This window comes from Thermocrinis minervae, from assembly GCF_900142435.1.
Lineage (GTDB): Bacteria > Aquificota > Aquificia > Aquificales > Aquificaceae > Thermocrinis_A > Thermocrinis_A minervae.
On the sequence record NZ_LT670846.1, the window covers coordinates 174,360 to 191,535 of the forward strand.

Consider the following 17,176-nt stretch of genomic DNA (forward strand, 5'->3'; position numbering starts at 1 on the left):
GCGGGCTCCTTTAGCATGCAAGACGCAGAAGTTTTCCTCTCTCAGATAGAACCCTTCAAAAACCTACCACAGGAAGAGATAAGACGTGTGGTCTACAACCTTTGTGTTAGGTACTACAGAGCTTCGGAGGAGATTTTTAGAAAAGGAAGTACTCCTACAGAGCACCTCCTCATACTCAGGAAGGGGGCCTTAGTAGTAGAAGAGAATGATCAAATTCTACAGCTACTGCATGAGGGAGACGTTTTTGTCCTTCCTTCAAAACCTTTAGACTTTTCAGTCAAAGCGAAAGAAGATTCTGTAGTATTCTTTCTACAGAAGGGCATATTCTTGAATCTTTTACAAAAATACAGTTCCTTCGTGGAGTACTTCACGGAGGAGGTATCAAAAAAGATACAGAGAGCTTTACCTAAGGTAGATCCTTCCATAGACAAACTCTTCAGCATAAGAGTTACAGACCTTAACTACGAAAAGCCCATCCTTGTAGACAAGGATACAGATATAGGTCAGGTTTTAAAGTTTGTAGCTCAGTCTGAGCTTGGTAGCGTGATCGTTGACCTAAAGGGGCAGTATGGAATAATAACAGACAGGGATCTTATAAAGTTGCTGGCAAAGGAGCCAGAAGCCAAAAGGTTGACGGCTAAAGATGTATGCTCTACACCTCTCATAGGTGTTAATAAGGAAGCGTCTTTATTCCAAGCCATACTGCTCATGGCCAAACACGGTATAAGGAGGGTAGCCATCTACGACAATGACAAACCCATAGGCCTTCTTGATGACAGAAGCATAATAACCTACCAGACTAAGAACATCATATCCCTCACCCAGCAGATAGACAAAGCCAAAACTTTGGAAGACTTAAGGTATGCCTATACTCTGGCTAGAGAAAGTTATGTGGACTTCATAATGCGTGGGATAGACCCTCAGATGCTTGGCCTTTACATATCCGAGATAAACGACAGGATAATGAAAAGAACTGTCCTGATCACAATCCAGGAGATGGAAGTTGAACCCTTAGTACCCTACAGCATAATGGTCCTAGGAAGTGAAGGTAGGAGAGAGCAAAACTTAGGTACAGACCAAGACAATGCACTAGTTTACTTAGAAGAACCTCTGCTCGATGTGGACATCAAAAGGTATTTTGAGGAGTTTTCCCGACTGTACATAAAGAACCTTCTAAGTGTAGGCTTTCCCGAATGTCCAGGCAAGGTCATGCTCTCCTACCCAGACTGGCGGAAAAACTTCAACGAATGGACCAAGGCCATAACCTCTTGGATAGAAAAACCAGAAGAGAAGAACATGATAAACCTGAGCATACTCCTAGACGCTAGGAGTGTGTTTGGTGATCAGATAATAGTAGAAAGGTTAAAGAACACCATCTTTCAAAGGGTGGAGGAGTTTCCTCGTGTTTTGTCCTTCCTCTCCTTAAGTGCCGTAAAGTTTAAACCTCCCCTAGGCTTCTTAGGAAGCCTGGTTGTAGAAAAGTCAGGAGATCACAGGGGAGAATTAGACCTCAAGAAGGGTGGCATATTCCCCATAATGCACGGAGTTAGAGTCCTATCCCTGGAGTACAAGGTAGAGGATCTAAACACCTTTGACAGGATAAACCGCCTGCAGGAAAAGGGAGTACTTAGCAAGGATATGGCTAGAGACCTTACAGAAAGTTACAGGTTTTTGCTCTCCCTAAGGTTTAGATCTCAGGCCCGCAAGGTGCTTATGGGAAAAAACCCGGACAACTACGTAAACCCCGATGAGCTTTCAAAAGTGGAAAAGAGCCTTCTGAAAGAGATCTTTAGAACAGTGGAACGCTTTCAAGACTTTATAAGAGAACACTACAAGCTTGCGTACTATCAATGATAAGGTTTATATACAAAAAGCTCAAACCAGACATCTTCTACCAGTTTAACTGGGATGTAGACCTAAACACTCCTGTTGAGGATGCATGTTTTGTAGTGTTTGATACGGAAACGACAGGACTTGACATAAAAAAGGATGTTCCCATAAGCATAGGTGCCTTCAAGATAGAAAAGCTTCGTATAGAAATGTGGAAAAGCTTTAGCAGGGTCATTAAGACGGATAGGATCTTTGAAGAATCCATAAAGGTTCATGGCATAACACCCATGGATCTCTCAAACGCTGAAGAGCCAGTAAAGGTATGCAGAGAGTTTTTAGAGTATTCAAAGGGATGCGTGTTGGCAGGTTTCTTCTTAACTTTGGATGTGAGTATGGTAAGAAAGCTCGTAGTAAAGGAATGTAAGGGAGTGTTTTTACCATACGGTATAGACCTATTGGACCTTCTGGAGGAGAGGTTCGTAGGTAAGGATCTTATGCAGGTACTCAAGGCACACGGGATAAGTCCGCTCGGCCGTCTGCACAACGCCCTTGAGGATGCCTACCTTACAGCCTTGCTGTTCCTTATATACCTAAAAAGGTATGCACGAAAGAAGCTCAAGGACCTGCCCATAAAAGTCTTTTAGGAATATAATTATATAATGAAATTTTTATAAAGGAGGTGGCTAGAAATGACTATGGATAGAATGCTGAGGCTTACTTCTGGAGTGGTACTTCTTATAGTGCTGCTAGTTGGTATAATGCCTTCGGATGTACATTGGTTTTGGAAAGCCTTTTTGGCTTTCATGTCCATAAACCAGATACAGTCAGCCTTCACCAACTGGTGTCCAGTAGTAACCCTTTACAGGAAGCTCGGCATAAAGGAGTGCACCTGCTAAAGGAGAGTTTATATTAATAAAAGGGATGGAAATAATAATAGCTGAGCATGCCGGGTTTTGTTTTGGTGTAAAAAGAGCCATAAGACTCGCAGAAGAGTCAGCCAAAGAAGCAGAGGGAAACGTATACACAGAGGGTCCCCTTATACATAACCCACAGGAGGTCAGAAGGCTAGAGGCCCTTGGTGTAAAGGTACTAAATGGCAACACTCTAAAAGGTGGAGATACCATAATCATCAGATCTCATGGAATACCACCAAAGAGAGAAAGGGAGCTTTTGAGCAAGGGTATAAAGATAGTAGACGCCACCTGTCCCTACGTGAAAGCTGTACATGAGGCAGTTCAAAAGCTCTCTAAAGAAGGTTACTTTGTAGTCATCGTGGGAGAGAAGAACCACCCAGAGGTCATAGGCACCTTGGGGTACTTGGAAGAAGTGGGCGGAGTCGGGACGGTAGTAGAGTCTAAGGAAGACCTTAAGGATGTTCTAGGTAAGGAAAAAGTAGGAGTGGTGGCACAGACTACGCAGAACGAACAGTTCTTTAAGGAAGTGGTAGGGGAGATAGCCCTTTGGTGCAAGGAACTTAAGGTTATAAACACCATATGTAACGCAACCTCCGAGAGGCAAGAAGATGTATACAAACTGGCAGGCAACGTGGATGTGATGATCATAGTAGGTGGAAAGAACAGCGGCAACACTAGAAGGCTTTATGAGATATCTAAAGCTCTAAACCCAAAGAGCTATCACGTAGAGACGGCGGAAGAGCTACAAAAAGAGTGGTTTGAGGGAGTCAAAAGGGTAGGTATAACTGCGGGCGCATCAACACCCGACTGGATCATACAAGAGGTCTACCAGAGGATAAAGCACCTATGTTCTTAGCCTTAGTTCTCTTAATACTCCTGAACCTTTCTGTAGCACAGGATCTCTACTCAGAATTTCTAGCAGAACAGCTAAAAACCTTAGATTACAAAAACAAGGCCATAGTTGTAGGCAAAGGCAAGAAGGAAATGATTACCTTCATGAACGTGGATTGCCCACACTGTAGAAAAGAATGGAAGGAGTTAAAACCACATTTAAGGAAGCTAAAACTTTACGTGTTCCTGGTACCCTTTGAGAAGTGGCCAGGAAACACAGAAAAGACTGCTTACGTTCTGTGTTCAAAGGACAAAGTAAAGACCTTAGACATGGTACTCTCTGGAAAGTTTGACGGAAAGCAGCTTCCTAAAACTTCGTGCGAACTCCTTCAAGAGCACACAAAAGCTGCGCAACAGCTCGGCGTTAAAGGTGTACCTTACAACATAATCCTACCTGAATACAAGGTTATAGAAGGCTATTCTCACAACCTTCTGAAGGCTTTAGGCCTTTGATGAAAAGGCTCGTCATAACAGTAGGGCTCTCGGGAAGTGGTAAATCCTATATCTCAAGCCTATTAAAAGATCACTTCGGTTACGAATGGATAAGGAGCGATCTGATCAGGAAAGAGCTGGCAGGTTTAGATCCTAAACAGAAGGTAAAGGAAGGTTACCTACAGGGTATATACTCCGAAGAGTTTACTAGGCGCGTCTACGAAGAGATGCTAAGGAGAACAGAAAAGCTCCTTAAAGAAGGGAAAAAGGTAGTCGTTGATGCTACCTTCCTTAAAGACTGGCAGAGGAAGATGTTCTTGGAGAAGTTTCCAGACCTGGTTATGCTATGGGTAGTGGCGGACGAAGAAGAGATTAAGAGGAGGTTAAAAAACAGGGTAGACATCTCGGATGCCGATTGGGAGGTGTACCTAAAACAAAAAGAGAGCTTCGAAGAACCAGAAGGTGCCATAAAGATACACACTCAGAAGAGTAAAGAGGAACTAATCCAAGAGCTTAAGCTCGTGCTATCATAATGCTATGCTGTGCATAGATCTGTCAGGCAAAAAGGCCCTGGTAAGTGGCTCAACCCGCGGCATAGGCAAAGCTATAGCCCTCTACCTAGCAAGGGCTGGAGCCGATGTAATAGTAACAGGTAGGGACAAAAACAGAGCTCAGGATGTAGCACAAGAGATAGAAAAAGAAACGGGAACTAAAGCCTTCGGCTTTGAATTAAAGCTGGACAACCCAGAAGCCATAAAAGAATCTTACGATGAGATAGAAAGAGAAGTAGGCCCAGTAGATATCCTTGTCAACAACGCGGGGATCACAAAAGACAAACTCTTCTTAAGGATGTCTCTGGAAGATTGGGAAGAGGTGTTAAGGGTAAACCTTACAGGGACCTTCGTGCTTACCTCGCTTGTAGTGAAGGGTATGATAAAGAAAAGGTTCGGAAGGATAATAAACATATCCTCCGTGGTTGGGTTTACGGGCAACGTGGGTCAGGTAAACTACTCTTCTACCAAAGCAGCGCTTGTGGGCTTTACCAAGAGTTTAGCCAAAGAGCTCGCAAACAGAAACATAACCGTAAACCTTGTGGCACCAGGCTTTATAAAGACGGACATGACCCAGAACCTTCCAGAGGATCTAAAGGAATCGTACCTAAAAAACATACCCTTGGGCAGGTTCGGAGAGCCAGAAGACGTGGCCGGAGTGGTAGCCTTCCTCTGTTCTCCATACGCAGACTACATAACGGGGCAGGTAATCCACGTAAACGGTGGCATGTACTAAATGTACCAGCTGTACGAGTACTTAGTATCCAAAGGCTACGAGAGGAGAAGAGTACAGGAAGAGTTCTTCAACGTAGTTAGAGACCTTGAGGGAAAGGTGTACCTAGTAGAAGCTCCGACGGGCACAGGCAAAACTTACAGTTATCTTATACCCATCATAGAAGAAGGTAAGAAAGCTATAATCTCCACAGGTACCAAGCTTCTACAAGATCAACTAAGAAGGGATCTAGAAACTCTCAGCAACTACGCTTACATAATCCTAGGCAAGAAACTCACTTATACCATACTAAAAGGGAAAAGTAACTACCTTTGTTTAGACGCTTACCACCGGATGGAACAAAAACCGATCGTTCTTGAGATTTTCCTCTCAAACCCAGAGTTTAACGGAGACCTAGAGCTAGTAGACTTAGATCCAGAAACGAAAGAGGAGCTAGGTATAGATGAAGACTACTGTAGTCCAAGCTACAGGAAGATATGCCCTTACTTTGGCGAGTGTTATTATTGGACAAGGGTGAGAAAGAGGTTACAGAGCTCTCAGATAATAGTCGTTAACCATGCCCTCCTGTCCCTCATGGAAATAGAAGATGCTTCCGAAAGACTCCTTATAGTGGACGAAGCCCACGAGCTTGACAGATATATGGTAAGTACCAACTCAATGAACATAAGCACCTACTTTCTCCTAAAGAAAGTAGTGAACAAGCTAACGCAGGATACAAGTTCAGAGTACAACAGCTTGAAGCGTAATATAAAGACCTTCTTTAATTACTTCGATCCTTATTTGGAGCAAAAAGACAACCATCCTCTTAGCAGCCTTAAAGAGTTTTACGACGCTTTTATGGAGCTTATATGTATCCCTGTAATCAATCTTTTTGCAGAAAAGAGTAAACAGCTGCTTTCTGAAGTCAGAAAAAGCTTGGAAAGTAGGGTATATATATGCCAAGAGCTAAAAGACTATCTTCTTGAGCTTGGCCTTTTTGAAGATTTATTAGAACATAAGGGAACATACTCTGGTGCTTCTGAAGAGGACAGAAAAATACTAAAAAACATAAAGGATTATGAACTACTACAAAAACGGTTAAACAAGCTGCTCAACTTTGCCGATGCTATGAAGAAAGAACCCGATGGCTTTGGCTACTCGATAAGTAAAGAGTGGAGCGGAAGGTTAAAAGACTATAACTACACACTATCCATCTTTCCCATCTTCTCCGAGTTTCCCACCAAAAAGTACAAAGGTGTCCTCTTTACTTCAGCCACTTTAGACCCTAAAGAGTTTGCTATGAGTATTGGAGTAAAAGGCAAGTTTCATAAACTTGAGCACACCTTACCCTACGATAGGGTGAACTTCCTAGTCTATATGGTGGACCCAAGGGATGAAAGATGGAAAGATTGTCTTAAGTACGCCTTCAAGTATCTGAGAAGTATTTACGATAAGGTACTTGTACTTTTAACCAACAAGGAGCATGCCCACGTATTCAAAGATGAGGAGCATATAGGTTTTCAAGGAGAAAGAAACCTGCCTTTACTTCTCAAAGACCTTCAAGAAGGAAATATAAAAGCTTTAGTAGGTTTTGACAGTCTTTGGTTTGGTATAGACATAAAGGGTCAGAAGGGGATATTGATGTCCAAGCTGCCTTTTGATAACCCAGATGATCCCATCATATTTCACAGGATAAGGTTCCTAGAGCGGATGGGAGAAGACTCCTTTGAATACCAAAAAAGAAGGGCACTCATAAAGTTTAGGCAGGGTGTGGGTAGGCTTATAAGGTCAAAGGAAGACGGTGGCACTATAATCCTATGCGACAAAAGACTGTTTAAATTCAAAGAGTTTAAAAAGGTGCTAGAAGAACTGGGAATAAACCCAGTTCGTGTATACGTTTAAAAGCCAAAGGTGGTAGGAATGTCAAGGTTTACGTCCTTTACCTCCTTTATCTCTGGGAACCTATTCCTAAGAGCCCTTTCTATACCTGCCTTCAGAGTAAGAACGGACATACCACAACCTGCACACGCCCCTATCATCCTAACCAAGACGGTACCATCCTCTGTAACGTCCACTAATTCCACGTCTCCTCCATCAAACCTAAGGGCTGGCCTTATCTCATCCAAAACAGCCTCTATTTCTTCTCTAGTAGGCATACCCATCCTCAAACCTCCTTTCCAAAGAGTTTAATATAAATTCTTATGCAAGAAAAGGAAGACAAACATGATAAAGCTCACTATGTGGTGATAGGTAGGATAAGAGACACCTACGGAATCAAAGGATGGCTTAAAGTAGAACCCTACCTATCTGTAAAACATTGGAGCAAGCTAAAGGGAGTTTACCTCAAGAAGAAGGGGGGAGATTACGTACCCTTTGAACTGGAAGGTGTCAAGAAGCACCATAAAATGGTAGTGATAAAGTTTAAGGGTTGTGATAGCTTGGAATGTGCAGATAGGTTTATTGGTGCTAAGGTCTTTCTTCCCGAGGAATACTTGCCTAAAGTTTCAAAGGACGAGTACTACTTTTTCCAGATTGAGGGGAAAGAGGTAGTAACAGAAGATGGTAAGTATCTTGGGAAGATTACAGGAGTGTTGGAACTCAGCCCTTACTTCTTGCTTGAGATAGATGAGGGTAAGCTCTACGTTCCCTTTGTCAGTGCCCTCGTTAAGTCCGTTGAGGACAAGGTATACGTAGAGAACTCTTTGGCTGAACTTTTGGAGGAAGAGAATGATACTTGATTGTTTGTCTAAGAAGCCTTTTTCTGTTGTAGGACATAGGGGTTCTTCAGAAGGCTACCAAGAGAATACCATAGCAGCCATAGAACATGCCATAAAGGTGGGTGCTGACCTTGTAGAGGTGGACGTAAGGTCTACCAAGGATGGTGTTCTTGTACTGTCACATGACAAAGACCTAAAGAGGGTATTCGGGATGGATATGCTCCTAAGGGAGGTTGATTACAAACAGGTCAAAGAAAAGCTTCCTACTCTGGAAGAAGTACTTGAAGTTGTCAATGGAAGGGTGTGTATGCTCCTTGAGATAAAGGAAGCGGATATAGTGGATAGCTTGGTAAAGTTGATACAAAAGCTTGGAGTTCAAAGCTGGTGCGCCATAATATCCTTTGACGATCAGACCATTAGGATGGTTAAGGAACTCCTCCCTGACGTTATCACAGGTCTGGTGTATGCAAAACCACCTGGTAGGATCTTTGATGCTAAAAAGCTGGGCTGTAAGCTGGTTGTTCCTCACTGGAAGATAGCCACAAAGAAGGCAAACGATAAGAGTCATCAACTTGGTTTAAAAGTCATAGCATGGACAGTAAACGACGAAGAGACAGCCCTAGAGTGCTATCAGAGGGGAGTGGATGCTATAGCTACAGACTTCCCTTCTATGCTTGTAAAACTTAGGGAATCCCTCCTTCAATAGAGGTATTTAACCTTATAGCCTTTTATAAAATCTTTTCCCGATACTCTTTTACCCTTGGGGGTTATGAGCTCCTCCACCAAGAGGCTGTCCTCGCCGCAGGCTACTAAAAGATCTCTGTCATCTATTACCTGCCCTGGCTCTCCTTGGTAAGGCAAGACGCTAGCTTTCAGTATTTTTATCCTTTCTCCACTCTCGAGGTAGCAGTAAGTGTTAGGATAGAGGCCCCTTATCCTATCCCTCACACTGCTGGCAGTAGCTTTCCAACAGATACGAAACTCCTCCTTCTGCACGGGTGGCGCGTAAGTTGCCCTTTTTTCATCCTGCTCCACAGGCTTTATGGACCCTTCCACCCAAGCCATGGCCGTTTTTATAAGAAGTTCTGAACCTTTGATGGCAAGCCTTTCTGAAAGAGTTGATAGGTTGTCTTCTTCTCGTATGGGTTCCTCTTCTTGTGAGAGTATGGGGCCTGTATCCATACCCTCGTCCATGAGTATGACCGTGTTCCCAGTCTTTTCTTCCCCTGCCATCAAGGACCTCTGGATGGGAGAAGCCCCACGGTAGAGAGGAAGTAAAGAGGCATGAAGGTTTAAACATCCGTACTTAGGAAAATCTAAGACTTCTTTCGGTAGGATCATTCCGTAAGAGACCACGAGTATTAGCTCAGGCTTCGTTTTTTCGACTATGGGAAGGAGATCCTTTTTCCTCTCTGGTTGGAAGATTTCAAGACCGAGCTCTTGTGCTACCCTTTTGGTGGGTGGGGGTGTAAGTCTTAGACCTCTACCTGCTGGCCTGTCAGGTTGACACACTAAACCTACCACCTGAAAACTCTCAAAGGCTTTCTTTAGGCTCGGTACTGCAAATTGGGATGTTCCCATAAAGAGTACCCTTAAACTCATCTTACGTACTCTAGATAGACGTCCTGGTCTATTACTTGACACCTTCTTAGTGTAAACCTTGGGGTATCCTTCACAAACTCAACACCTATGTCTCCCAAAGTTTTTCCTGAACCTATGACCATTGGTCCTATGAACACGCAGAGCCTGTCCACCAAGCCCGCTTTGATGAACTCCGTGGCCGTCTGACTGCCGCCCTCTACAAGTATGTGCATAATCTCCCTCCTGTGGAACTCTTTAAGGAGATCCCTTAAGTTGAACCGGCCACCCTCGGATGGAAACCGAAGAACCTCCACTCCCATGTCTTCCAGAAGCTTTATCTTTTCTGTGTTATCAGAGGAAGTTACCACTAAGGTCTTGGCGCTTTTTTCCACCACCAGCTTGCTCCCCATGGGTATTTCCAAATCTGGGTCCAGCACTATCCTTAAGGGCTGTTTCTTTGCAGGTATGTGTCTTACGGTCAGTAGTGGATCATCCTTTAAGACCGTCCCTATTCCCACGAGCACGGCTGTGGCTTCATGCCTTAGCCTGTGGGCAAATTCCCTACTCTTCTGACCACTTATCCATTTGCTGTCTCCTGTCTTGGTAGCTATCTTACCATCAATGCTCTGGGCAAGCTTTAGGGTAACGTAGGGTCTTTTTTCGGTGATGTACAGAAAGAAGTCTTCGTTTAGCTCTCTGGCTTCTTCTTCAAGTACACCTACGTCTACCTGTATACCGGCCTGTCTGAGTTTTGAGACTCCCTGTCCGCAAACTAGCGGGTTTGGATCCAATGTGGCTATAACCACCCTCTTTATCCCAGCCTGGATTATGGCATCCACACAGGGTGGTGTCCTTCCCCAATGGGAACAAGGTTCAAGGGTAACGTAGAGGGTAGCCCCCCTTGCTCTATGCCCTGCCTCTTTCAGGGCTATTACTTCAGCGTGTGGGAGCCCAGCTTTTTCGTGGGCTCCCTTTCCTACCACTACCCCGTCCTTTACTATGACACAACCTACGGTAGGGTTGGGATGTGTAAGACCCTTATACTCCCTTGCCAGGTCTAAGGCAAGGGACATAAAACGCTCGTCTACTGTCAGACTCCAGCCTCCATTATCTCCTTCATGAGTTTAGAGACCTCTTCAGCCACACCCCTAAGCTCTGGCTCGTTGTACATTTCCACCATGGCAACGGGGTCTATGGTGCTTATTATCCTCTTGTTACCCTGGTCAAATATGGCTATCCTACACGGCATGGCTGTTGATATGTAGGCATTCTTGGAAAGAACTTGGCTCGCATGTCTTGGTGAGCATACCTCCACTATCACACAGCTGTAGTTTATGGGAACGCCTTTGTTCTCTAGGATCTTAGAAACCTCATGAACTGCCATAACTCCAAAGCCCTTTTCCTTTGCCTTCTCTTCAATCTTTTGCCTTATCTCTTCCAAGCTCTTCGTACTCTCTAGGTTTATCAGCATGGCAAACCTCCTCAAGAGTTATTAGTCTATTATACCATCAACTAACTACTTGACAAAAGCTCACTAAAGATTATTATAAAGATTCATATCAAGTTTGGGGGTGAGAGATGTTCAGCGAGAACCTTCTTTCAGCTAGAAGCTTGGAGTACCTAAACCTGGCTAAGGAACTGGCAAAAGCGCAGGGGGAGAGTAAGGTAGACACTGACCATCTTCTTCTGGTACTTCTCAAGGATGAAAACTCTCCTCTTTCCAAATACTTGGAGAAGAGGGGAATAGACAGTAGGAGTGTTTACAAGAATGTTCAAAACTACCTCCAAAGACTAAAGAGTCAGATAGACAAGGCCTCCGAAGAGGAGAGCAAGTACCTCATAGACCTGAGAAGCAAGATAATGCAGGTAAAATCGGACATAGGCAGCGTCCAGACAGAACTGAAGAACCTAAGGAGGAAGAAAGAAGAAATAAGCAGGGAGCTGGAAAGAGCCCGTAGGTACGGAGATTTTTGGAGTCTGACTGAGCTCCAGATGGAGCTATCCACGGTAGAGAGCCTTATAAGGCAGTACGAAAGGCAGATAGAGAGCGTAGAGAGGTCTCTAAGGAATGTCTTCTCTCCGGAAGACGTAAAGGCTTTCTTGGAAAACAAGTTAAGCATAGATGGACTTGTTAAGAAGGCTCTTGAAAAGTCTAGCCTTGTCGAACAGGCAAAGGAGTTGGGCATATCGCCCGACAGGATAATGGACAAGGTTGCAAAGAGAGTCTTCGGGAAAGAGCCTCCTTTTGATTACGCCGAGTACCTAGTAAAGGTAGTAGAAAGGGCTCAGGATAAGGCTCTCTCTGAAGGAAGCGCAACGGTGGAGCCTTATCACATAGTCTCCGCCCTCATTGAATCAAAAGAAACTATAGCTGGTAGGATTTTAGAAGAGTTACAAGGAGGTGAAAAGATGAAGGATGTAACGCAGGAGCTTAAGGAAGAGGAAAAGTCTGCCCTGGAAAGGTTTGGTGTGAACCTCACCCAGCTTGCCAGGGAAGGGAAGCTAGACCCTGTCATTGGCAGGGAGAAGGAAATAAACCAAGTGATAGAGGTGTTACTAAGAAGGACCAAGAACAACCCAGTGCTCGTTGGAGATCCTGGAGTTGGAAAGACTGCCATAGTGGAAGGTCTTGCACAAAGGATAGTGAACAAGGAGGTACCAGTAGAGCTTCAGGACAAGGAGATAGTTTCCGTAGACATAGGATCCCTACTGGCAGGTTCTAAGTACAGAGGTGAATTTGAAGAAAGGCTAAAAAGCCTACTTGAAGAGGTAAAGCAGAAAGGTAACATAATCCTCTTCATAGATGAAGTTCACACGGTGGTGGGTGCTGGCAAAGCTGAAGGCGCCGTGGATGCAGGAAACATGCTAAAACCAGCCTTGGCCAGAGGTGAGATAAGGCTCATAGGAGCCACCACAGTGGACGAGTACAGAAAGTACATAGAGAAGGATCCTGCCTTAGAGAGAAGGTTCCAGCCCATATACGTGGATGAACCTACAGTTGAAGAAACCATAGAGATACTGAAAGGGCTAAGAAATAAGCTAGAAAACCACCACAAGGTAAAGATCTCTGATGAAGCCATAGAGGCTGCTGTAAAGCTTACCAAAAGGTACGTTACCTTCAGGAAGCTACCCGACAAAGCCATAGATGCCCTTGACCAGGCAAGCGCTCGTAAAAAACTCTCCGCCGTATCCTTACCACCTGAAGTGCAGGAAATAGATAGGAAGATAAAGTCCCTTGAGGAAGAGATACAAAAAGCCTACCTTGCAGGTGACTACGAAAAGGAAGCCCAGTTGAAGATAAAGAAAGTTCAGCTGGAGAAGGAAAAGCAGGCCTTACTTGAAAAGATTGGTAGTGCAGACTACAGGATACAGGAGCTAAAGAAAAGGATTAGTGAATTGGACCAAGAGATAATACGCGCCGCAGAACTCGGAGATTATGAAAGAGAAGCGCAGTTGAAGATAGAAAAGGTAAAGCTTGAAAAGGAACTCAAAGAGCTTGAGAACAAGAAAGCGAAGGAACTTGTGGTAACTTGGGACGATGTAGCTATGGTAGTATCCGAATGGACAGGCATACCTGTAAGCAAGCTAAAGGAAGAAGAGAAGGAAAGGCTCTTACACCTTGAAGAGGAACTACACAGAAGAGTTATAGATCAAGAACACGCTGTTGTAGCTGTAGCAGAAGCAATAAGGAGGGCAAGGGCTGGTCTTAAGGATCCTAAGAGACCCATAGCTAGCTTTATGTTCTTAGGTCCTACAGGAGTGGGTAAGACAGAGCTTTCAAAAGCTCTTGCCGAAGTACTCTTCGGGGATGAGGATGCACTCATAAGGCTTGACATGTCCGAGTTCAAAGAAGAGCACAGTGTCTCCAAGCTAATAGGTGCACCGCCAGGTTACGTGGGATACGAAGAAGGTGGAAAGCTTACAGAAGCCGTAAGGAGAAAGCCTTACTCTGTAATACTTCTTGACGAGATAGAAAAGGCTCACCCCAGGGTGTTTGATCTGTTCCTACAGGTACTGGATGACGGAAGGCTTACAGACTCCCACGGTAGGACAGTAGACTTCAGGAACACAGTCATAATAATGACCTCCAACATAGGCTCCCAGTATCTCCTATCCATACCTATAGAAGCTGACGAAAAGAAAGTAGAAGAAGAGTTTGAAAAGGCCAAGCAGAAGGTCTTGGAAGAGTTAAAGTACCATTTCAGGCCCGAATTCCTAAACAGGGTAGACGAGATAATAGTCTTCAAACCACTCACCATGAAGGAGCTTCTACAGATAGTAGACCTCATAGTAGACAGCATAAACAAGAGGCTCCAAGAGAGGTCCATCAGCATAGAGCTCACAGAGGAAGCCAAGAAGCAGATAGCAAGACTCGGTTACGAACCAGCTTATGGTGCAAGACCACTTAAGAGAACTGTGCAAAGGTACATAGAGACTCCTCTGGCAAACAAGATAATCAAGGGAGAGATATCTGACGGTCAAAAGGTGATAGTTGACTACGTGAACGGAGAGTTTATATTTACACCTCAGTAGGGGGCGAACGGTTTCGACGGGGCTGGTGAGCTAAGGGTAGCAGGCAGGGTGGCAACCTTAACAGCCACCGGGAAAAACACTTCCCGAAGCTGAACTCGCTCTGGCTGCCTAATTAAAAGGCAGCCGCCCTACGGTGGGTGCACCTCTGGCCTGCCGATAGGGCTCAGACACAGGGGTGTAGGAAGGTTTCTCGCTAGGCGGAAACCTTCCGAAAGGCAAGCCTAGCTATGTACCATCTTCCCTGCGGGTGGGGAAGTGGTACAGAAAACCAAACACCCGCTAAGCCTGTAGAAGCCCTTAAGCGGGCCAGTCTCGGACGAGGGTTCGATTCCCTCCGCCTCCACCAAATCAAGGAACTTTTACAGATCTAACAATATCCTTTACGAGGGCAAAGGAATCTATTCCTTCCCTGACTATCAGTCTATGGGAAAGCACGTAAGGGGCTACGTCTATAACGTCTTCAGGTACCACGTAATCCCTTTCTCTCATGTAAGCCACAGCCTTGGCACAGCTGGCAAGATGTATAGCACCACGTGTGGAAGCTCCTAGGATTATGTCTGGATGGCTTCTTGTTTTTCTCACCATGTCCACTATAAAACCAGCCACTTCTTCAGAGATGTACACTCTTTTGACCTGCTGTAGGGTATTTACAATCTCCTGGAGGCTAACCAAAGGACGCAGGTTGTTTACCACCTCTAGAGGGTTTTCTCCCTTCACTATCTGTACTTCCACATCCCTGTCAGGATATCCCACAGATATACGCATGCTAAAGCGGTCTAGTTGAGATTCGGGTAAGGGATAGGTTCCGTACTGTTCTGCCGGGTTCTGGGTAGCTATCACAAAAAAGGGAAAGGGAAGCTCATAGGTGGTACCATCCAAAGTTATCTTCTTTTCGGCCATGGCCTCAAGAAGGGCACTCTGTGTCTTAGGGCTTGCCCTGTTTATCTCGTCGGCCAGGACCGTCTGGTGGAATATGGGCCCTGGTTTAAAGACAAAACTCCTCTTTTGCTGATCGTAAACGTTTACCCCCGTTATGTCCGAAGGAAGTAGATCGCTGGTAAACTGGATACGGGCAAAAGAAAGACCCAGGACCCTAGAAAGAGCTAGGGCTAGAGTGGTCTTACCTACACCTGGTACGTCTTCTATGAGCAGGTGCCCACCAGAGAGAAAACAGGCAAGTGAGAGGAACACAACCTCTTCCTTACCTTTGAGCACGCTGGATACGGCACGAAGTACCTCGCTTATGTTCATCTAATGCTTATTTTAAAAGATTTTTGAGCACCTCCTCAACCTTGTTCAGGTAGCCCTTTCTCTCTTCGTCGCTGACGTAGGGCACCGAGTAGAAGAACTCCACACCCTTAACATCTACACCACAGAAACCAAGAGTGGCCGAAAAGGTCTGCTTCAAACACTGAGCAAAGTCTTTGTAGTCCTCCTGGGATCCACCAAGTGTTACAAAAAATAGAGCTTTCTTATCTCCGAGGAGTCCCACAAGCCCTGAATCTCTCTCTTCATAAGCAAAGCCGTAGGAAAACACTCTATCTATGTATCCCTTGAGGATGGCTGGGAAGCTGTACCACCACATGGGAAAGATAAAGATGAGAAAGTCCGAAGACCTTATGTAATCTTGTTCTCTCTTGACATCCTCTAGGACCTTTCCTTGTTGCAGGCTTATAAAGTCCTCAGCTGAAAGCACCGGGTTAAAACCGACGCTGTAAAGATCCCTGACCATGTACTCAACACCTAAAGATTCTAAGGTCTTTTGTACCCTCTCCAATATGGCATGGTTAAAGCTCTTTGGATTTGGATGAGCATAGATCACAAGAGCTTTCATCTTCTTACCCCCTTAATAGTTTCATGAACTCCCTTAGCATCTGCGGAAGGTTAGGCCAGGCAAAAGCTGAGACTATGTTGCCATCTACCACAACGCCCTCGTTCACATACTGAGCTCCAAGGCTTTCCACGTCAGGCTTGCACGCTATGTAAGCAGTCATACGCCTACCAGACAGGTCTAGCTTTGGTCTAACAGCTACTAACACCTGGACGCCGTGGCACACAACACCTATGGGTTTGTTGGTTTCAAAGAAGTGCCCCACTATACGGCTTATGTTCTCGTCCAGCCTTATGTACTCGGGAGCTCTCCCACCTGGTATAAACAGGGCATCAAATTCCTCTGGTTTTATCTCAGAAAAGGAAGCGTGGGACTGAAGTGTGTAACCCCTCTTTTCAGTGTAAGTTTCCCAGTCTTCCATGTCGTGAACTACAAGGTGTAGTTTCTTTTTCTTAGGTGAGGCGACAACGGCCTCAAACCCTTCTTCTAGAAACCTATAGTAAGGGTAGAAGACCTCAAGGGTCTCTGCTGCATCTCCAGTTATTATGAGCACCTTCTTCATGTTGTACCTCCTTACTCTACAAACTTGCCTTCAAAGTGTCTTATGTGTTCCAAAAGATCCTTTTTACCATCAAAGAAGGCGGCCACATACTGGGCAAGTCTCTCTCCCAACCTCCTACAGGCTTCTATTTCCTCTTCCTTCCTTGGCTCTCCAGAGACTACGGCTCCATAGTGGAGTGTAAACTTCTTACCCACGTAGTCTGTTACCCCGAATACCAGAAAACCAAAGTTCATAAGGACCGTGAGCACTGACATACAGGCTATCTCGTTTCCACCACCCCATCCACCTGAGGAAGAGAAGGCACATCCAATCTTACCGTCTATCTCTCCCCATAGCTCTCCTAGAACATCGTCAAAGAACCTTTTGAGTTTCCAGGAGATTATGCCCATGTTGGTAGGTGTACCCACTGCTATGCCATCTGCCCATAGAACATCCTCCTTAGTAGCCTCATCTACACGCTTTATCCTTACTTCTGTACCTTCAACCCTTCTGGCACCCTCTGCCACATAATGGGCCATCTTTTCTGTGTTGCCTGTGCGAGAATCGTAGATTATGAGAACCTTTCCCATGGTTCTAACCTCCTTCTTTATGGGATTTTACGAATGTATCTAGCTGTAAGTCA

The 17,176-nt window shown here is 44.9% G+C and carries 19 protein-coding genes and 1 other RNA gene; 12 read left to right on the forward strand and 8 right to left on the reverse strand.

Going from position 1 to position 17,176, the window contains the following annotated elements:
• Positions 1 to 15 precede the first annotated feature (15 nt).
• The 8 genes from B5444_RS00890 to B5444_RS00925 are packed head-to-tail and all read left to right on the forward strand — an operon-like array spanning position 16 to position 7,232.
• On the forward strand, positions 16 to 1,854 hold the full coding sequence (locus B5444_RS00890; RefSeq protein WP_079653376.1) for a putative nucleotidyltransferase substrate binding domain-containing protein: 1,839 nt from the start codon (positions 16 to 18) through the stop codon (positions 1,852 to 1,854).
• The gene (locus tag B5444_RS00895; RefSeq protein WP_079653377.1) at positions 1,851 to 2,474 is read left to right on the forward strand and encodes a 3'-5' exonuclease; all 624 of its coding nucleotides are present in this window, start codon (positions 1,851 to 1,853) and stop codon (positions 2,472 to 2,474) included. Before B5444_RS00890 ends, B5444_RS00895 begins: the two co-directional genes overlap by 4 nt.
• A 51-nt stretch (positions 2,475 to 2,525) precedes the next feature.
• Complete coding sequence (locus tag B5444_RS00900; protein WP_231967123.1) at positions 2,526 to 2,726, forward strand: YgaP family membrane protein; 201 nt, start codon at positions 2,526 to 2,528, stop codon at positions 2,724 to 2,726.
• 25 nt (positions 2,727 to 2,751) lie between these two features.
• Positions 2,752 to 3,600 carry a 4-hydroxy-3-methylbut-2-enyl diphosphate reductase gene (gene ispH, locus B5444_RS00905; protein ID WP_079653379.1) on the forward strand — a complete coding sequence of 283 codons (849 nt, stop codon included), beginning with the start codon at positions 2,752 to 2,754 and terminating at the stop codon, positions 3,598 to 3,600.
• The gene (locus B5444_RS00910) at positions 3,591 to 4,088 is read left to right on the forward strand and encodes a DsbC family protein (RefSeq protein ID WP_079653380.1); all 498 of its coding nucleotides are present in this window, start codon (positions 3,591 to 3,593) and stop codon (positions 4,086 to 4,088) included. Before ispH ends, B5444_RS00910 begins: the two co-directional genes overlap by 10 nt.
• Positions 4,088 to 4,600 carry a P-loop nucleotide/nucleoside kinase family protein gene (locus B5444_RS00915; RefSeq protein ID WP_079653381.1) on the forward strand — a complete coding sequence of 171 codons (513 nt, stop codon included), beginning with the start codon at positions 4,088 to 4,090 and terminating at the stop codon, positions 4,598 to 4,600. Before B5444_RS00910 ends, B5444_RS00915 begins: the two co-directional genes overlap by 1 nt.
• Positions 4,601 to 4,604: 4 nt before the next feature.
• A complete protein-coding gene (gene fabG, locus B5444_RS00920; RefSeq protein WP_079653382.1) occupies positions 4,605 to 5,354 on the forward strand; it encodes a 3-oxoacyl-[acyl-carrier-protein] reductase in 750 nt (249 codons plus the stop codon).
• Positions 5,355 to 7,232 (forward strand): ATP-dependent DNA helicase, encoded by a 1,878-nt coding sequence (locus B5444_RS00925; RefSeq protein WP_079653383.1) that lies wholly within the window; start codon positions 5,355 to 5,357, stop codon positions 7,230 to 7,232.
• Here B5444_RS00925 and B5444_RS00930 read toward each other — a convergent pair.
• A complete protein-coding gene (locus tag B5444_RS00930) occupies positions 7,229 to 7,492 on the reverse strand; it encodes a NifU family protein (protein WP_079653384.1) in 264 nt (87 codons plus the stop codon). The two genes, B5444_RS00925 and B5444_RS00930, sit on opposite strands and share 4 nt — an antisense overlap.
• 39 nt (positions 7,493 to 7,531) lie before the next feature.
• On the opposite strand from B5444_RS00930, the gene rimM reads away from it, so the two are divergent.
• Positions 7,532 to 8,068, forward strand: a complete 537-nt coding sequence (gene rimM, locus B5444_RS00935; RefSeq protein WP_079653385.1) for a ribosome maturation factor RimM — start codon at positions 7,532 to 7,534, stop codon at positions 8,066 to 8,068.
• Positions 8,058 to 8,753: a glycerophosphodiester phosphodiesterase gene (locus B5444_RS00940; RefSeq protein WP_079653386.1), complete on the forward strand. Its 696-nt coding sequence runs from the start codon at positions 8,058 to 8,060 to the stop codon at positions 8,751 to 8,753. Before rimM ends, B5444_RS00940 begins: the two co-directional genes overlap by 11 nt.
• Here the strand turns inward: B5444_RS00940 and fmt are convergent.
• From fmt to B5444_RS00955, 3 genes are read right to left on the reverse strand one after another with little or no spacing between them, the layout of a single operon-like run.
• Positions 8,747 to 9,649: a methionyl-tRNA formyltransferase gene (gene fmt, locus B5444_RS00945; protein ID WP_079653387.1), complete on the reverse strand. Its 903-nt coding sequence runs from the start codon at positions 9,647 to 9,649 to the stop codon at positions 8,747 to 8,749. The two genes, B5444_RS00940 and fmt, sit on opposite strands and share 7 nt — an antisense overlap.
• The gene (gene ribD, locus B5444_RS00950; RefSeq protein ID WP_269456712.1) at positions 9,646 to 10,722 is read right to left on the reverse strand and encodes a bifunctional diaminohydroxyphosphoribosylaminopyrimidine deaminase/5-amino-6-(5-phosphoribosylamino)uracil reductase RibD; all 1,077 of its coding nucleotides are present in this window, start codon (positions 10,720 to 10,722) and stop codon (positions 9,646 to 9,648) included. Before ribD ends, fmt begins: the two co-directional genes overlap by 4 nt.
• Positions 10,719 to 11,099 carry a DUF302 domain-containing protein gene (locus B5444_RS00955; protein ID WP_079653389.1) on the reverse strand — a complete coding sequence of 127 codons (381 nt, stop codon included), beginning with the start codon at positions 11,097 to 11,099 and terminating at the stop codon, positions 10,719 to 10,721. The genes ribD and B5444_RS00955 overlap by 4 nt, the downstream gene beginning before the upstream one ends.
• A 107-nt stretch (positions 11,100 to 11,206) precedes the next feature.
• Between B5444_RS00955 and B5444_RS00960 the strand changes: the two genes are divergently transcribed.
• Together B5444_RS00960 and ssrA are read left to right on the forward strand one after the other, a co-directional pair.
• Positions 11,207 to 14,161: an AAA family ATPase gene (locus B5444_RS00960; RefSeq protein ID WP_154021708.1), complete on the forward strand. Its 2,955-nt coding sequence runs from the start codon at positions 11,207 to 11,209 to the stop codon at positions 14,159 to 14,161.
• Positions 14,161 to 14,507, forward strand: a transfer-messenger RNA (tmRNA) gene (ssrA, locus tag B5444_RS00965). Before B5444_RS00960 ends, ssrA begins: the two co-directional genes overlap by 1 nt.
• A 2-nt stretch (positions 14,508 to 14,509) precedes the next feature.
• On the opposite strand, the gene B5444_RS00970 is transcribed toward ssrA, so the two are convergent.
• From B5444_RS00970 to B5444_RS00985, 4 genes are read right to left on the reverse strand one after another with little or no spacing between them, the layout of a single operon-like run.
• A complete protein-coding gene (locus tag B5444_RS00970; protein ID WP_079653390.1) occupies positions 14,510 to 15,412 on the reverse strand; it encodes an AAA family ATPase in 903 nt (300 codons plus the stop codon).
• Between the two features lie 7 nt (positions 15,413 to 15,419).
• Positions 15,420 to 15,995 carry an NAD(P)H-dependent oxidoreductase gene (locus B5444_RS00975; RefSeq protein WP_079653391.1) on the reverse strand — a complete coding sequence of 192 codons (576 nt, stop codon included), beginning with the start codon at positions 15,993 to 15,995 and terminating at the stop codon, positions 15,420 to 15,422.
• Positions 15,996 to 15,999: 4 nt separating this feature from the next.
• Positions 16,000 to 16,554: a DJ-1/PfpI family protein gene (locus tag B5444_RS00980; RefSeq protein WP_079653392.1), complete on the reverse strand. Its 555-nt coding sequence runs from the start codon at positions 16,552 to 16,554 to the stop codon at positions 16,000 to 16,002.
• 11 nt (positions 16,555 to 16,565) lie between these two features.
• Positions 16,566 to 17,123, reverse strand: coding sequence for a flavodoxin family protein (locus B5444_RS00985; RefSeq protein ID WP_079653393.1), 558 nt, complete (start codon positions 17,121 to 17,123; stop codon positions 16,566 to 16,568).
• Positions 17,124 to 17,176 lie beyond the last annotated feature (53 nt).

Coding starts and splice junctions, on each gene's coding strand:
- B5444_RS00890 (WP_079653376.1), top strand. CDS start 16: ATGCAAGACGCAGAAGTTTTCCTCTCTCAGATAGAACCCTTCAAAAAC.
- B5444_RS00895 (WP_079653377.1), top strand. CDS start 1,851: ATGATAAGGTTTATATACAAAAAGCTCAAACCAGACATCTTCTACCAG.
- B5444_RS00900 (WP_231967123.1), top strand. CDS start 2,526: ATGGATAGAATGCTGAGGCTTACTTCTGGAGTGGTACTTCTTATAGTG.
- ispH (WP_079653379.1), top strand. CDS start 2,752: ATGGAAATAATAATAGCTGAGCATGCCGGGTTTTGTTTTGGTGTAAAA.
- B5444_RS00910 (WP_079653380.1), top strand. CDS start 3,591: ATGTTCTTAGCCTTAGTTCTCTTAATACTCCTGAACCTTTCTGTAGCA.
- B5444_RS00915 (WP_079653381.1), top strand. CDS start 4,088: ATGAAAAGGCTCGTCATAACAGTAGGGCTCTCGGGAAGTGGTAAATCC.
- fabG (WP_079653382.1), top strand. CDS start 4,605: ATGCTGTGCATAGATCTGTCAGGCAAAAAGGCCCTGGTAAGTGGCTCA.
- B5444_RS00925 (WP_079653383.1), top strand. CDS start 5,355: ATGTACCAGCTGTACGAGTACTTAGTATCCAAAGGCTACGAGAGGAGA.
- B5444_RS00930 (WP_079653384.1), bottom strand. CDS start 7,492: ATGGGTATGCCTACTAGAGAAGAAATAGAGGCTGTTTTGGATGAGATA.
- rimM (WP_079653385.1), top strand. CDS start 7,532: ATGCAAGAAAAGGAAGACAAACATGATAAAGCTCACTATGTGGTGATA.
- B5444_RS00940 (WP_079653386.1), top strand. CDS start 8,058: ATGATACTTGATTGTTTGTCTAAGAAGCCTTTTTCTGTTGTAGGACAT.
- fmt (WP_079653387.1), bottom strand. CDS start 9,649: ATGAGTTTAAGGGTACTCTTTATGGGAACATCCCAATTTGCAGTACCG.
- B5444_RS00955 (WP_079653389.1), bottom strand. CDS start 11,099: ATGCTGATAAACCTAGAGAGTACGAAGAGCTTGGAAGAGATAAGGCAA.
- B5444_RS00960 (WP_154021708.1), top strand. CDS start 11,207: ATGTTCAGCGAGAACCTTCTTTCAGCTAGAAGCTTGGAGTACCTAAAC.
- B5444_RS00970 (WP_079653390.1), bottom strand. CDS start 15,412: ATGAACATAAGCGAGGTACTTCGTGCCGTATCCAGCGTGCTCAAAGGT.
- B5444_RS00975 (WP_079653391.1), bottom strand. CDS start 15,995: ATGAAAGCTCTTGTGATCTATGCTCATCCAAATCCAAAGAGCTTTAAC.
- B5444_RS00980 (WP_079653392.1), bottom strand. CDS start 16,554: ATGAAGAAGGTGCTCATAATAACTGGAGATGCAGCAGAGACCCTTGAG.
- B5444_RS00985 (WP_079653393.1), bottom strand. CDS start 17,123: ATGGGAAAGGTTCTCATAATCTACGATTCTCGCACAGGCAACACAGAA.